At 71.0% G+C, this 15,622-nt stretch carries 10 protein-coding genes; 7 read left to right on the plus strand and 3 right to left on the minus strand.

The genetic code is table 11. The annotated features are described in order from the left end of the window. Window positions 1–26 precede the first annotated feature (26 nt). Window positions 27–1,517 (minus strand): catalase, encoded by a 1,491-nt coding sequence (locus ACGFNF_RS13580; protein ID WP_393167920.1) that lies wholly within the window; start codon window positions 1,515–1,517, stop codon window positions 27–29. A 207-nt stretch (window positions 1,518–1,724) separates the two neighbouring features. Between ACGFNF_RS13580 and ACGFNF_RS13585 the strand changes: the two genes are divergently transcribed. The 5 genes from ACGFNF_RS13585 to ACGFNF_RS13605 all read left to right on the plus strand — a co-directional run bounded on the left by ACGFNF_RS13585 (window position 1,725) and on the right by ACGFNF_RS13605 (window position 6,005). Further along, window positions 1,725–2,318, plus strand: coding sequence for a hypothetical protein (locus tag ACGFNF_RS13585; RefSeq protein ID WP_151453310.1), 594 nt, complete (start codon window positions 1,725–1,727; stop codon window positions 2,316–2,318). A 10-nt stretch (window positions 2,319–2,328) separates the two neighbouring features. Next, complete coding sequence (locus tag ACGFNF_RS13590; protein ID WP_393167923.1) at window positions 2,329–3,330, plus strand: hypothetical protein; 1,002 nt, start codon at window positions 2,329–2,331, stop codon at window positions 3,328–3,330. A 237-nt stretch (window positions 3,331–3,567) separates the two neighbouring features. Then, entirely contained in the window at window positions 3,568–5,226 is a 1,659-nt protein-coding gene (locus tag ACGFNF_RS13595; protein ID WP_357578794.1) for a sodium:solute symporter family protein, read from the plus strand. A 16-nt stretch (window positions 5,227–5,242) separates the two neighbouring features. Further along, window positions 5,243–5,551: a hypothetical protein gene (locus ACGFNF_RS13600; protein ID WP_357578793.1), complete on the plus strand. Its 309-nt coding sequence runs from the start codon at window positions 5,243–5,245 to the stop codon at window positions 5,549–5,551. Window positions 5,552–5,639: 88 nt separating this feature from the next. Beyond that, on the plus strand, window positions 5,640–6,005 hold the full coding sequence (locus tag ACGFNF_RS13605; protein WP_327029414.1) for a hypothetical protein: 366 nt from the start codon (window positions 5,640–5,642) through the stop codon (window positions 6,003–6,005). A gap of 111 nt (window positions 6,006–6,116) precedes the next feature. On the opposite strand, the gene ACGFNF_RS13610 is transcribed toward ACGFNF_RS13605, so the two are convergent. Continuing rightward, window positions 6,117–7,904 carry a glycoside hydrolase family 6 protein gene (locus ACGFNF_RS13610; RefSeq protein WP_357578792.1) on the minus strand — a complete coding sequence of 596 codons (1,788 nt, stop codon included), beginning with the start codon at window positions 7,902–7,904 and terminating at the stop codon, window positions 6,117–6,119. Between the two features lie 569 nt (window positions 7,905–8,473). On the opposite strand from ACGFNF_RS13610, the gene ACGFNF_RS13615 reads away from it, so the two are divergent. Both ACGFNF_RS13615 and ACGFNF_RS13620 read left to right on the plus strand, forming a co-directional pair. Then, on the plus strand, window positions 8,474–9,508 hold the full coding sequence (locus tag ACGFNF_RS13615; RefSeq protein ID WP_393167926.1) for a hypothetical protein: 1,035 nt from the start codon (window positions 8,474–8,476) through the stop codon (window positions 9,506–9,508). A gap of 1 nt (window position 9,509) precedes the next feature. Beyond that, the gene (locus ACGFNF_RS13620; protein ID WP_357578790.1) at window positions 9,510–10,193 is read left to right on the plus strand and encodes a class F sortase; all 684 of its coding nucleotides are present in this window, start codon (window positions 9,510–9,512) and stop codon (window positions 10,191–10,193) included. An 85-nt stretch (window positions 10,194–10,278) separates the two neighbouring features. On the opposite strand, the gene ACGFNF_RS13625 is transcribed toward ACGFNF_RS13620, so the two are convergent. Continuing rightward, window positions 10,279–15,357 (minus strand): NAD-glutamate dehydrogenase, encoded by a 5,079-nt coding sequence (locus ACGFNF_RS13625; RefSeq protein WP_357577183.1) that lies wholly within the window; start codon window positions 15,355–15,357, stop codon window positions 10,279–10,281. Between the last annotated feature and the right edge of the window lie 265 nt (window positions 15,358–15,622).

Genomic DNA, 15,622 nt, shown 5'->3' on the forward strand with positions numbered 1-15,622 from the left:
GGCGGGACGTTCGTGGGCGGTACGGATCAGGCGTCGACGGAGATGCCGAGGCCCTCGGCGACCCGGCGGCCGTAGTCGGCGTCGCACTGGCTGAAGTGCCAGACCATCTTCTCCTGGATGTGCTTGTCGCACTGGGCCAGCAGGGTGGTGAGGTTGAGGATCAGGTCGTCCCGCTCCCAGTCGGCCATCTCGCGGTAGCGCCGGCCCGCCTGGGAGTAGTTGTTCTGCCGCTCGATCGGGGCCTTCATGACCTGGCCCGAGACGAACGGACGGTACTCCCGGTAGGACTCGTCGGCCTCCCGGAGACCGGCGACCGAGGACGGCTCGAAGTTGATGTGCGGGTTGGCGCCGCGGTCGTCCACCCCGTACGACATCTGGCCGCCGGTCTGGTTGGTGCTGACCCGCACGTCCTCGCGCGGCCGGTTGACCGGCAGCTGGAGGTAGTTCGGGCCGACCCGGTAACGCTGGGTGTCCGAGTAGGAGAACGTCCGGCCGATCAGCATCTTGTCGTCGGAGAAGTCGATGCCGTCGACCAGCACGCCGGTGCCGAAGGCGATCTGCTCGTTCTCGTTGTGGTGGTCGGTGATGTTGCGGTTGAGCGTCATCATGCCGACCGGCAGGTAGGGGAAGTCCTCCTCCGGCCAGATCTTGGTGTCGTCGAGCGGGTCGAAGTCCAGCTCCGGGTGCTCGTCGTCGCTCATCACCTGGACGTTGAGCTCCCACTTCGGGTGGTCGCCGCGCTCGATCGCCTCGTAGAGGTCCTTCGAGGCGTGACCCAGCTCGGTGGCCTGGATGGCGTCCGCCTCGGCCTGGGTGAGGTTGTGCTCGCCCTGCTGGGACAGCCAGTGGAACTTGACCAGCACGCCCTCGCCCTCGGCGTTGACGAGGCGGTAGGTGTTCACCCCGGAGCCGCGCATCGTCCGGTAGTTCTTCGGGATGCCGTACGGGGAGAAGAGCCAGGTCAGCATGTGCATCGACTCGGGCGTGTTCGACATGAAGTCGAAGATCCGGTTCGGTTCCTGGCGGAAGGTGACCGGGTCCGGCTTCAGCGCGTGGATCACGTCCGGGAACTTGATCGCGTCGCGGATGAAGAAGACCTGGAGGTTGTTGCCCACCATGTCCCAGTTGCCGTCCTCGGTGCGGAACTTCACGGCGAAGCCGCGCGGGTCGCGCGCCGCCTCGGAGGAGTCCCGGCCGCCGATGACGGTGGAGAAGCGGATGGTCACCGGGGTCTTATGGCCCCTGGTCTGGAACAGCTTGGCCCGGGTGTACGTCGACGCCGGCTGGTCGCCGATCGTCCCGTACGCCTCGAACTCGCCGTGCGCGACGAAGCCGCGGGCGTGCACCACCCGCTCCGGGATGCGCTCCCGGTCGAAGTGGCTGATCTTCTCCAGGAAGTGGTAGTTCTCCAGCGTCGCCGGGCCGCGCGAACCGACCGTCCGCTGCTGCTGGTTGTTGTGCACGGGGTGACCCTGACGGGTGGTGAGGATCGGCCTGTTGGCCTGCGGGTCGCTCATGGCTCTCCTCCTGATCGGTGTGGCGGCTGGCTCGTGGACTCACCCCACCCAAGCTCGCTTTTTGGAATGAGTCAAGTTTTGGGCGTCCTAGGCACCCTGTGTGACTCGTCATGGCGGGGCCCGCGCCGGCCGGTCGTCAGGAAAGTGCACCGGAACGGGATTGGCGGGCAGTGAGCGGAGGGAATACCACCTGACGAAGGAGGAGCCATGTCGCCCACGCAGATAGTCGTCATCGTTCTCGTCGTGCTGGTGATCGCGGCCGTAGCCGTGGCCGCCCGGTCGTACGCCCGCCGCCGCGCGCTGCGGTCGCGGTTCGGTCCCGAGTACGACCGTGCCGTCGCCGAGCAGGACAGCCGGACCGCCGCCGAGCGGGAGCTGCGGGAGCGGGAGCGCCGCCACGCGGAGCTCACGCTGACCCCCCTCGCCCCCGAGTCCCGGGCCCGGTACTCCGCCGCGTGGGAGGAGCTCCAGGTCCGCTTCGTCGACTCCCCCGCCGAGACCGTGGGCGAGGCGGACGAACTGGTCACCCGGCTCATCGCGGAACGTGGCTACCCCACCGGCGAGTTCTCCGACCAGATCGCCCACCTCTCCGTCGAGCACGCCCGCACGCTGGGCCACTACCGCGACGCCCACGACATCCACCTGCGCAACTCCCGGGGCGAGGCGAGCACCGAGGAACTCCGCCAGGCCGTCGTCCACTACCGCGCCCTCTTCGCAGACCTGCTCGGCGAGGAGCCGGTCGGAGCCCGACCGTCCGAGCAGCACGACCCGGACAGCCAGCACGACGTCACGAGCCGCTAGGAGGATGACCATGCGCCAGGAAGAGCAGCGGGTGGGCAACGAGCACCCCGAGGCCGTCCGCTCCGAGCCGGTGCCGGTGCCGCCTCCGGGCGACCGGTCCGGCCGGGCCGACGTACCCGAGGACGTCCTCGACGACCGGGGCACCTTCGACGATCCGGCGGTCGCCGACCGCGACCGGGCCGGCCACGACGACGAGCCGTCGCGCGACCGGGACGCCCGCCGGGCCCGGCCGGACGACCGGGACACCGACCGCGAGGGCGGGTTCCACGAGCCGGGGCCGGTGCCGACCGCCTTCGGGGCCACCAGCGTCGGCGGCGCGGTCGCCGCGTCCGCCCTGGCCAGCCCCCTGCCGGAGGACGAGCCCGACCCGCGTACGGAGTCGACCGCGCGGCCGGGCGACGGTGCCGTGGGCGGCCCCCGGGAGGGCCGCCGGGCGGACCCGACCGCCGAGTTCCACCGTTCCGTCGGGCTTGGCGACGACCGTTCCGACGACCGGCAGGCCCGCCGGGACGGCGCCGAGGTGCTGCCGCCGGACGCCGCCGACGGCCGTCCCGAGCGTCGGGCCGACGTCACCGGGTGGGCTGGGGACCCGGAGGGCGGCGCGGCCGGGGCGGCCGGGTACGGCAGCGCCACGCCCGCGATGGTCGACCCGGACGCCGAGCACGCGCCGGCCGGACGCGCGGCCACCGGGGAACTGGGGGCCGCCGGCACCGACCGGCCGGCGGGCTCGACCGTGGCCGCCGAACCGGCCAGCCTCTTCGACCCGGCGACGGCGCAGGGCTTCCGGGACCGCTGGCGCAACGTCCAGCTGCGCTTCGTGGACGATCCCCGCGCGGCGGCCGGGGAGGCCCAGTCGCTTGTCGACGAGGCCATCCAGGCGCTCTCCTCGGCGCTGTCCGCGCAGAAGAACAAGCTGGGCGGCTGGCAGGACGCCGGCTCCGCCGACACCGAACAGCTCCGGATGGCCGTCCGCCACTACCGCGACTTCCTGGACCGGGTGCTCGGGCGCTGACCCCGGTTCCCCTCAGGCGCCCCCGGCCGACCGGCCGGGGGCGCCGCCGCGTCCGGACTCCGCTGTCGATGGCCGCCCTCCGACGCCTCCGGTGCGGGCCGCCCCGTCCGTGCCCACCCGGGCCGGGAAAACGGGGTGCGGGCGGGTTTGGCCGCCGCAGGCGTGAAACTGCGCGTTCGGGGTAATTGCCCGCGCGCACACGCACCGGACACGGATGGTCGACGAAGGGTTACCGGGATGGACGGCGATGGCCTGCGGCTGAACATGAACGTCCTGGACTACGGCATCCTGGCGCTCTACTTCGTCACGGTGCTCGGTGTCGGTTTCGCCGCCCGGCGGGCCATCCGGACCAGCGTCGACTTCTTCCTCTCCGGCCGCTCGCTGCCCGCCTGGGTGACCGGCCTGGCCTTCGTCTCGGCCAACCTCGGGGCGTTGGAGATCATCGGCATGGCCGCCAACGGCGCCCAGTACGGCGCGATGACGCTGCACTACTACTGGATCGGCGCCGTGCCGGCGATGGTCTTCCTCGGCATCGTGATGATGCCGTTCTACTACGGCTCCAAGGTCCGCAGCGTGCCCGAGTACCTACGGCTGCGCTTCAACCGCCCCACCCACCTGCTGAACGCGCTCAGCTTCGCCGTCGCCCAGGTGCTCATCGCCGGCGTGAACCTCTACGCCCTGGCACTGATCATGCAGGCGCTGCTCGGCTGGCCGCTCTGGGTCGCCATCGTCATCGGCGCGCTGATCGTGCTGGCGTACATCACCGTGGGTGGGCTCTCCGGGGCGATCTACAACGAGGTGCTCCAGTTCTTCGTGATCATCGCGGGCCTGCTGCCGATCACGATCCTGGGACTGGTCAAGGTGGGCGGGGTGTCCGGCCTCATGGACGCGGTGCGCGAGTCCAAGCTGGGCGAGGCGGGGCTACACACCTGGCAGGACACCGGCGGCACCGACAACCCGCTCGGCGCGCACTGGATCGGCATCGTCTTCGGGCTCGGCTTCGTGCTCTCCTTCGGCTACTGGACGACCAACTTCGCCGAGGTGCAGCGCGCGCTGTCGGCCAAGAACATGAGCGCCGCCCGGCGAACGCCGATCATCGCCGCGTACCCGAAGCTGCTCATCCCGGTGGTCACGGTGATCCCCGGCCTGGTCGCCCTGGTGACGGTGCAGGGGCTCGGCGCGGAGAGCGGCGACCTGGTCTACAACAACGCGATCCCGCTGCTGATGCGTGACCTGCTGCCCAACGGCGTGCTCGGGATCGCGGTGACCGGCCTGGTCGCGTCGTTCATGGCCGGCATGGCGGCGAACGTGAGCGGCTTCAACACCGTGTTCACCTACGACATCTGGCAGCAGTACGTGCGCCGGGACCGCCCCGACGACTACTACATCCGCATCGGCCGGTGGGCGACGGTCGGCGGCGTGCTGGTGGGCATCGGCACGGCGTTCATCGCCGCCGGCTTCAGCAACATCATGAACTACATCCAGGCGCTGTTCTCGCTGTTCAACGCGCCGCTGTTCGCCACCTTCATCATCGGCATGTTCTGGCGGCGGATGAGCGCGGCGGCCGGCTTCCTCTCCCTGCTGCTGGGCACCCTGGCGGCGCTGGCCACCTACCTGCTCTACAAGGCCGGGGTGGTGCACTTCAACTCCGACCTGGAAGAGAGCTTCTGGGGCGCCGGCATCGCGTTCGTCACGGCGGCCGTCGTCGCCGCCGTCGTCACCCCGTTCACCGCGAGGAAACAGGACGACGACCTGCGCGGGCTGGTCTACGGCATGGGCGCCGTCGACGTGAAGGGCGACCTGCTGACCGGGGACGCCGTCTGGTGGCGCTCGCCGGTGCTCCTCGGCCTGATCGCGGTGGCGCTGTCCCTCCTCCTCTACGTGCCGTTCTTCTAGGAAGGGGTGCTCGGCCATGAGCATGGAAAACCTCAACCCGCACGGGCACGACCGGTCGGTCGAGGCCACCGAGGAGGCCCGCCGCCGTTCGGCCGCCGCCCGGCTGTTCGACATCCGCCGGGTGATCGGTGGCCTCTTCACCGCGTACGGGGCGATCGTCACCCTGATCGGCGTCTTCGACGGCGATTCCGCCGTGCAGAAGGCGCAGGGGGTCCGGATCAACCTCTGGGCGGGTCTCGGCATGCTCGCCTTCGGCGTGCTGATGCTGCTCTGGCAGTGGCGCAATCCGGTCGAACCGCCGGAGACCTCCGACGAGGAGCGCTGAGCCGCCCCGCCGGCACCCGGCATGGGCACCGCCCCGCCGGGTACGCGAGCAGGATCAGGAGACCACCTGGCGACAGGAGGGCAGCGACATGACGGATCGTGACCGTGACCGACCGCTGGAGGAGAGCCCGGAGGTGGCCGCGGCGGTCGAGGACGACACCGGCATCCCGCAGCTGAGGACCGGCGGCGGCGCCGACCGCGACACTCCGTCGTTCACCGGGGACCGGTCGGGCGGCGACGAGCTGATCGGCGACCCGTACGCCGCCGGCACCGGCGCGACCGGCACCGGCACGGGCGCGGCCCCGGACGACATCCGCACCGGGGCGGAGCAGCCCTGGGAGCCGGAGGACCTGGTCGCGGCCCGGGGGCAGGACATCACGCCGGAGAACGTCGAGCGGGCCCGCCGGGACCTGGCCGAGCTGGGCCGCGCGGCGATCGAGAAGACGGTGCCCTGACCGGCGTACGCGAGGGGCCCCCGGCCCGACCGTCGGACGGTCGGACCGGGGGCCCGGGGAACCTGCCGCTGGAGCGCCTCACCTACTGCCAGCGGCGGGTGGGCTCCAGTCTCAGAGCGCCGGGTACGCGTTCTGCATGAGCTGCGTGAACTGCGCCGGGAACCAGGCGCCCGAGATCGGGGCGTCCGGCAGGGCGCCGCTCATGCTGTTGCCGTTGCGGGCGTTGCCGGTGTAGGTCGGGTCGCACATCCGGTCGAAGCCCTTGCCCTCGTTGTTCGGGATCTCCTTGCTGGAGCCGTCCGACTCGCCCGGGGGCTTCACCCAGACGTAGGCGTCGATGCCCGGCTCCGGCGCGGCCTTCGGCCGCTCGCCCAGGCCAGCCCCGGCCTGGTTGCACCAGTTGCCGGTGTGGAACCGACGGTCCACCCGACCGCCGTTGACGTACGTGTCCACGTTGGTCGTCGCGCCCGGGCCGGTGGGCCGGGCGGTGCCGCCCCAGCCGTTGCGGGACGTGTCGATCAGCATGCCGATCTTCGAGTCGAAGCCCTTGGCGACGAGCTCGTTGCGGAACGCCTGGGCGAACGAGAGCTCGTCCACGTAGAAGTTCCAGTCGACCCACTTCGACTGCCGCACGGTGGTGCCGTTGACGTTGTCGGTCACCTTGAAGTGCGGCTCACGCAGCGCCGAGTAGTTGGCGGTGTTGACGATGAAGCCGTGCACGTTGTTCACCGTGCTGCCGGAGGCGACGGCGGCGTCCTTCAGGATCTGCGCGGTCGGGCTGAAGTTGCTGTCCCAGCCGATCCAGCCGTGGTGCGCGGCGTCGATGTAGTTGTAGACGTTGCCGATCGCGCCCAGCTTCGACAGGGCGTAGCCGACCCCGTTGACGTAGGCGCCGTTGGCCTTCACCGTGTCGCACATGACCGTGCCGCCGGGGTTGCCGGAGGTGTTGGTCACCAGGTTCGGCAGCGAGTCGATCTCGATGATGTTGACGATCCGCAGGCTGGCGTACTTCGGGTCGCCCTGGATCGCAGCGATCGGGTCGATGTACTCGGCCTTGTAGCGCGGCAGCTCGTGAGCCTGGAGCTCACCGTTCGAGGCCAGCGCCGAGCAGTCGCGGCCGGGCAGGTTGTAGATGACGAACTGGATGTAGTTCGCCCCCTGCTCGAGCGCCTTGTTCAGGTGGTCGCGGACGCCCATCGCGCCGTTGGAGCTGCTGTCCGGGGTGCCGTTGATGGCGGCGATCCGGTCGATCCAGACGGCGGTCGGGTTGTTCGACACCCGGCTGCCACCGGCCACGGACTCGGCCTTGGCCTTCCACTCCGGGTTCACGTACCCCTTGGCGTTGAGGTACGGGTTGTCCACCCGCTGACCGGGGGGCGGGGTGGTGGGCGGCGGCGTGGTGGGCGGCGGGGTGGTCGGCGGCGGCGTCGAGGGCGGCGGCGTGCTGGGCGGCGGGGTGGTGGGGTTGGTGCCGCCGTTGCAGGTCACGCCGTTGAGCGTGAACGACGTCGGCTTCGGGTTGCTGCCGCTCCAGGCGCCGTTGAAGCCGAGGCTCACCGTGGCGCCGCTGGCCACCACGCCGTTGTAGGACTCGTTCTGCGCGGTGACGTTCTGGCCGCTCTGCGACCAGCGGGCCGACCAGCCCTGCTGCACCCGCTGGCTGCCGTCGGGGAAGGTGAAGCCCAGCGTCCAGCCGTTCAGGGCGTCGCCGGTGTTCTTGATGTTGACGGAGGCGGTGAACCCGCCCTGCCAGTCGCTTGTCGTGTACGACACGTCACACTGGGTGGCGGCATGCGCCACGGTGACCGGCAGGGTCACCAGTCCGCCCGCGACCAGAGCGCCCGCGCCACCGAGCGCGAGGGCCCGGCGGGGGCCGGACAGCCTTCTCCACACATTCATGCTACTGATCTCCTTGGGCGAGACCGGATCCGTTGACGGCCCGGCGATACGGCCCGATGGGCGTCCTGCGCGGACGTCCGCCGGCACCACGGGTTCTTCGGGGGTGCCCGACCCGGACGGGCGTTTGGTGGTGGTCCGACCGGCGACGATGGGCCGGTCGGGAGGCGGGAGGTCGTCCGGCGGACCGGTGCCCTCGACTCCTACCTGCGCGGTGTGGCTCCCCGAACCGCGTGCAGCGATTCTTGCATGGGAGCGCTTCCATGGCAATGCCTCGATGCGGCAGGGAGTGGCCGGAGGGGACGGCCGGTGCCGGCGGGGCGGACGGGACGGGACGCGCCCACCGGCGCGGGCACGCGCCGCGCGACCGGGCCCTCCGGGTGCCGTGAGGGCGGGAACCACCCGAGCCAGCCGGACACGTCACCAAAGCGGCGTAGCTCCCCTACCGCCCTTAGCCTCCGCAAATACCAAAACACGAATCTTTCCCTGCATAGCTCGTGAATCGGTCTAACGTCGTCCGTAGCTCGGTTGTCACCGGGCTCTAGGACAACAGGGATGGAGTGACGCAGGTCATGGCAAACAAGATGCTCGGGAAGGTCGTTGCTGGCGCGGCCCTCGGTGGCGCCTCCTTGCTCGTGTTCACGCCGGGGATCGCGTTCGCGGACGGCCACCACGACGACGAGGGCAAGGTCTACGCCAAGCCGCACGTCGTCAGGGCGGGCGAGACGGTCAAGCTGCTCGAGGTCTGCCCCGACCGGCAGGAGCACGCCTTCGTGTGGTCGAAGGTCACCGGCAAGGTCAAGCTCAAGCCGGCCGAGGGCCGCAACGACTGGCGTGGCGGGGAGGAGGACTCCCGCGACCACGACAAGGGCCGCGACCAGGAGGACAAGGGCCGCGACCACGACAAGGGCAAGGACCACGAGGACAAGGGCCGCGACCACGACAAGGGCCGCGACCACGGCAAGGACGACAACGGCAAGGACGAGACGCCCAAGCCGCAGCCGACCGCCACCGCCACCGCCACCGGGCAGCCGAAGCCGCCGACCAACGGCCAGGGTGGCGGCGCCGCCGACGCCGGCGCCGAGGGCGAGCGCGACTGGAAGGGCTACGAGCACGGCCAGGACGCCGAGGGCGACCGCGAAGGCCGCGACAAGGGCCACGACAAGAGCGACCGCGAGGGCCGCGAGGACAAGTACGGCTCGGGCAGCAACGGCTCGGACGAGTACGACCGCGAGGACCGCAAGGACCACGACGGGTACGGCTCGGACGAGTACGACCGGAAGGGCCACGACAGCGGCTGGTCGGACGAGGAGTCCGAGGGCAACGGCAAGGACGAGGACCGCTGGGAGCACAAGCGGGACTTCATCTACTACGGCGAGGCCGAGGTCTCCGAGGACGCCAAGCCGGGCCGCTACGAGCTCAAGGGCTCCTGCGGCGAGGGCGAACTGGTCGTGCTGCCGCGCGGTGGGGTCGACGGTGGTGACGGTGGCGTCGCCGCCGGCACCGACCGGGGCCTGGCCGCCGGTGGGGCGAGCCTGATCGGCGCGGCGGCCCTGGGCGGCCTCGTGCTGATGCGCCGGCGTCGGACCGATGAGTCCTTCGTCTGACATGACGGCGACACCGGCCGGCGGCCGTCACGGGACACCGTGGCGCGCCGCCGGCGCGGCCGTCGTCGTCGTGGTCGCCATGGTCGGCGCCGGTCTGATCGGCGCCTCGGTCAAGACCGCGCCCGCTCCCCGCCCCCCGCAGCCCCTGGCCGCACCCGCCAGCACCGGGCCGGCGGACGCCGATGTGCCGAACCCCGACGCGGACCCGGACGTCGCCGGCACGGGCCTGGCGCGCTCCGCCCCCACCACGATCGCCATCCCCCGGATCGGGGTCGACGCCTCGATCATGTCGCTCGGCACCAACCCGGACGGCACCGTCCAGGTGCCCCCGCTGGAGCAGGCGCAGCTGGCCGGCTGGTACGAGCCGGGGCCGAGCCCGGGTGAGATCGGCAACGCGGTCATCGTCGGGCACGTCGACTCCGCGGAGATCGGGCCGGCGGTCTTCTTCTCCCTCGGTGCCCTGCAACCGGGCGACACCATCACCGTCACCCGGGAGGACGGGCAGCGGGCCACCTTCACGGTCGAGTCGGTCAAGGCGTACCCGAAGACGGAGTTCCCGACCGAGCAGGTCTACGGTCCCAGCGACCGGCCCGGCCTGCGCGTGGTCACCTGCGGCGGGACCTTCGACCAGGCTGCCGGTAGCTACCCCGACAACGTGGTCGTCTTCGCCTCCATGCCGGCGTGAGCCGGCATCCACGCGGCAGCCTCCACCGGGGGACACGACGCGGCCCGGCCGGTCGGGAGACCGGCCGGGCCGCGTGCCGTACGCGTCAGGCGGCGGCGGAGGTCCGCACCAGGGTGCGGATCTGGCGCAGCAGCACCGACAGGGCGGCGAGGTCCGCCCGGGACTCGTCGAACTCCCCCATCGCCCGCTCGGCGCGGTGGATCGACGTGGCGTTCGACTGCTCCCACTGGAGCACCCGCTCCTGCGGCGACAGGCTGCCGGCGGTGGAGTCGAGCACCTCCGCGGTCAGCGCGGCCAGCGCGGCGTACAGGTCGTAGCGCAGCGCCATCCGGGCCAGCGTCTGCCAGCGGTCCTCACGCGGCAGCAGGGAGATCTTCGACAGCAGCGAGTCGACCCGGAACCGGTCGGAGAGCACGAAGTAGACCGACGCCACCTCGCCGACGTCCCGCCCGCTGCTCGCCGCGGTCTCCACCACGTCGAGCAGGCCGAAGCTGTACATCAGCCGGGTCGCCTGCTCGGCCAGGTCGCGCGGCAGCCCCCGCTCGGTGAGCGAGTCGATGTGCGCCGCGAGGGAGTCCCGCTCGCTGCCGTAGAAGCGCTCCTCCAGATCGGGCAGGAGCTGGGCCACCCCGTCGCGCAGCCGGGCGATCTCCGCCGGCACGTCGATCGGCGACCGGCGGTTGGTCACCAACCACCGCACCGCCCGGTCGACCAACCGCCGGGTGTCCAGGTACACGCTGGTCTGCAACTCGGGGTCGACCTTGTTGTCCAGGTCCTCCACCGCGTCCCAGAGCGCGCCCAGCCCGAACACCTCGCGGACCACCACGTACGCCCGGATGACGTCCGCCGCCGGGGCGGCCGTCTCCTCGACCACCCGGAAGACGAACGAGATGCCGCCCCGGTTGATCGCCTCGTTGACCAGGACCGTCGTCACGATGTCCCGGCGCAACCGGTGCTGGCCCATCCGGTCGGCGAACCGCTCACGCATGGGCGTCGGGAAGTAGTTGACCAGGACCTCGGTCGTCCACTCCTCGTCCGCGAGCCCCTCGGCCAGGATCTCCGTCTCAAGGACGATCTTGACATACGCGAGCAGCACCGCGAACTCCGGCGCGGTCAGCCCGGACTCCGTCCGCACCGCCATCTCGTCGTCCGGCGGCAGCGCCTCCAGGGACCGGTCCAGCGCCCCCGAACGCTCCAGATCGGTGATCATCCGCCGGTGCACGGGCAGCAGCGAGGCGGCCTGCGCCTGCGCGTTGTTGATCGCCCGGGCCTGGTCGTAGTTGTCCCGCAGCACCAGCTCGGCGACCTCGTCGGTCATCGCGGCGAGCAGCTCGTCCCGCTCGGGGACGGTCAACGCGCCGTCGGCGACCGCCGTGTTCAGCAGGATCTTGATGTTCACCTCGTGGTCGGAGCAGTCCACCCCGGCCGCGTTGTCGATGAAGTCCGTGTAGATCCGGCCGCCGGTCTGGGCGTACTCGATGCGGCCGAGCTGGGTCCAGCCCAGGTTGCCGCCCTCGCCGGCCACCCGGCACCGCAGGTTCCTGCCGTCCACCCGGATCGCGTCGTTGGACTTGTCGCCCACCTCCGCGTTGGTCTGGCTGGAGGCCTTCACGTACGTGCCGATGCCGCCGTTCCAGAACAGGTCGACCGGCGCCGTCAGGATCGCCTTCATCAGCTCCTGCGGCGACATCTGCGTGACGTCGTCGCCCAGGCCCAGCACCGCGCGGACCTGCGGCGAGACCGGCACCGACTTGGCGGTACGCGGGTACACCCCGCCGCCGGCCGAGATCAGTCCCCGGTCGTAGTCCTCCCACGACGAGCGGGGCAGGTCGAACAGCCGCTTCCGCTCGGCGTACGAGGCGGCGGCCTCCGGGTCGGGGTCGAGGAAGATGTGCCGGTGGTCGAACGCGGCCACCAGCCGGATGTGCTCCGACAGCAGCATCCCGTTGCCGAACACGTCGCCGGACATGTCGCCGACACCGACCACGGTGAAGTCCTGGGTCTGGGTGTCGTGACCCATCTCGCGGAAGTGCCGCTTCACCGACTCCCAGGCGCCCCGGGCGGTGATGCCCATCTTCTTGTGGTCGTAGCCGGCCGAGCCGCCAGAGGCGAACGCGTCGCCGAGCCAGAACTGGTGCGCCGTGGAGATCTCGTTGGCGATGTCCGAGAACGTCGCCGTGCCCTTGTCCGCCGCGACCACCATGTACGGGTCGTCGCCGTCGTGCCGGACCACGTCCTCCGGCGGCACGATCTCGCCGCTGACGATGTTGTCCGTGACGTCGAGCAGGGCGGAGATGAACTCCTTGTAGCAGATCACCGCCTCGTCGCGGTCCCCCGGCTTCTGCTTGAGCACGAAGCCGCCCTTGGCGCCCACCGGCACGATGACGGCGTTCTTCACCATCTGCGCCTTGACCAGGCCGAGCACCTCGGTGCGGAAGTCCTCCCGGCGGTCGGACCAGCGCAGCCCGCCCCGGGCCACCGGCCCGAACCGCAGGTGCACGCCCTCGAAGCGCGGCGAGTACACGAAGATCTCGAACTTCGGCCGCGGCGCCGGCAGGTCCGGGATCGCCTGCGGGTCCAGCTTGAGCGCCACGTACGACTTCGGCCGCCCGTCGGTGCGCTTCTGGTAGAAGCTGGTGCGCAGGGTGGCCTGGATCATCGTCAGGTAGGCGCGCAGGATCCGGTCCTGGTCGAGGCTGGCGACGTCGTCCAGCGCGGCCCGGATGTCGCCCACCAGCTCGGCGCTGCGCTGCTGCCGCTGCTCGTGGCCGTCCTCACCGGGCGCGAACCGCACCTCGAACAGCTCCACCAGCAGGGCGGCGATCCTCGGGTACGCGATGAAGGTCTGCTCCATGTACTCCTGGGAGAAGACCGTGCCGGCCTGGCGCAGGTACTTCGCGTACGCGCGCAGCACCACGACCTGCCGCCAGGTGAGGCCGGCGCGCAGCACCAGCTCGTTGAAGCCGTCCACCTCGGCCTCGCCCCGCCACGCCGCCGCGAAGGCGTTCTCCACGTGCGGGCGCACCTCGGACAGCTCCTGGTGGCCCTCCGGCAGCCGCAGCCCGAAGTCGTAGAGGTAGACCCGACCGTCGATCCGGTCCACCTCGTGCGGGTGCTCGTCGACCACCTTGACGCCGAGCGAGTGCAGCACCGGCAGCACGGCGGAGAGCATCATCGGCTCGCCGTAGCGGTAGACCTTGAAGCGGACGTCCATCGCCTCGTCGACGTCCGGCCCCCGCCCACCGGCCCGCGGCGCGAGCTGCTTGCGGAACAGGTGCATCTCCAGCTGGCCGGGCTCCTCCAGCAGCTCCAGCTTCGCCAGGTCCTTCATGGCCTCGTACGGCGTGTGGCCGTCCTTGTAGCCCTCCGGGAAGGCGTCGGCGTAGCGGGTGAACAGGTGCTTGGCCTGCTCGTCGCCGAGCTTGCGCTCCAGCACCAGCCGGTAGTCGTCGTCCCAGAGCCGGGTCGCGTCGGCCAGCTCCTCGGCGAGCAGGTCGGCGTCGATGTCGCCCGGAGTCCGGCTCGGGTCGGTCCGGACGATGAAGTGCACCCGGGCGAGCATCGACTCGGTGACCCGGGTCGTGTAGTCGACCCCGACGCCGTTCAGCTCGCGCAGCAGGATGTCCTGCATCCGCAGGCGGTTCTGGGTGGTGAACCGGTCCCGGGGCAGGTAGATCAGGCAGGAGATGAACCGCCCGTACGCGTCCCGGCGCAGGAACACCCGCAGCTGCCGGCGGCCGGCCATCCGCAGCACCCCGATGACCGCGTGGTAGAGGTCCTCGGTCTTGATCTGGAACAGCTCGTCGCGCGGGTAGGTCTCCAGGATCTGGAGCAGGTCCTTGCCGGAGTGGCTGCGCTGGCTCAGGCCGGAGCGGTCCAGCACCTCGGCCACCTTGCGGCGGACCACCGGCAGCTCCTGCACACTGGTCCGGTACGCGGCCGTCGAGAACAGCCCCAGGAAACGCCGCTCGCCGATCACCTCGCCGGCCTCGTTGAAGATCTTGAAGCCGATGTAGTCGAGGTAGGCGGAGCGGTGCACGGTGGCCCGCGAGTTCGCCTTCGTGATGATCAGCAGCCGCTTCTCGGTGACCTTGTCGTGCGCCTCGGGCGTCATCGACGACAGCGGCCGGGCCTCCGGGGAGTCCTGGCGCAGGATGCCCAGACCGGTGCCGAGCACCGCCTCCAGGGCCTGGCCGCTGCCCCGCTCCCCGTCCCCGGCACCCGACTCGCCGGTGTCGACCAGCCGGTACTCCCGGTAGCCCAGGAACGTGAAATGGTCGTGGGCGAGCCAGCGGAGCAGCTCCACCGAGTCGGTGATGTCCTTCTCCGGCACCGGCGGCCGGTTGTCCGACGTCCGCGCGGCGGCCAGCTCGTCGGCGAGGGCGAGGGCGCGCTGGCGCATCTTCGGCCAGTCCTCCACCGCCTCCCGCACGTCGGTGAGCACCCGCTGGAGCTCCCGGCGCAGCCGGTCCCGCTCGGCGGCGTCGCGCACCGGGTCGATCTCGATGTGCATCCAGCTCTCGACCAGGTCGCCGGCGATGGCGTCGTCGGGCTCGACGTCGGCGGAGACCTCGACCAGCTGGCCCAGCGGCTCGCGCCGGACCACCACCAGCGGGTGGACCAGCAGGTGCACGTCCAGGTGGTGCGAGTTGAGCAGGGCGGTCACCGAGTCGACCAGGAACGGCATGTCGTCGGTGACGATCTCGATGACGGAGTGGTGCTGCTCGGCGTCGGGCTCGTGGATGCGCAGCTTCAACTCGCCCGGTACGCGCTGCTGGGCGAGGTCGCGGTGCGCGCGAGCCGCCTCCAGCATCTCCTCGGCGGTGAAGCCGATCAGTTCCTCGTCCGGCGCGAACCGCCAGAAGCGGCTGACCAGGGTCGCCGCGTCGTGGTCGTCGCCGGCAAGCGCGACCGCCTGGGCGACCAGGCGCTCCACGTTGGGAACAGGCTCGTCGAGCTCGTTGTCCTCCACGTCGTCGGCCAGCGCGTCGACGGGCAGGCCCAGATCGTAGAGGGTGTCGATACTCGAACCGGTCATCCCGGTCACTCCTGTGTCGAGCCGGCCGAAGCCGTCCCCGTCGGTCGCCGAATCGAAGCTGTCGTCCCGGCCGGTGTCATCCTGCCGGAGGTCGGGTCCCGGTTTGATCGCCGGACGCCGGTCCATCGGTGCCACTCCCCTCGACCCACCGCATTGTGGGTCACTCTGCCGCCCAGCCTAGGCCCTGCCGTTCCGCCCCTTGCTCGGCGGACCACAGTGCGGACGTCCGGTTCCGGACTTCGTCCTTTCACCCGTTGCGGGTACGAGGTTGGCCGGTTCGGGAGTACCCCGCCACCAGTCGTTCATCACCCGGGCAGCGGCTCTCTTTCCGCACGTCCCGGTGCGGGGGGACGGTGCGGACCGCGCCGCCGTACTAGCGTGCAGGGCAGTT

The organism is Micromonospora sp. NPDC048868 (assembly GCF_043198195.1).
GTDB lineage: Bacteria > Actinomycetota > Actinomycetes > Mycobacteriales > Micromonosporaceae > Micromonospora > Micromonospora reichwaldensis.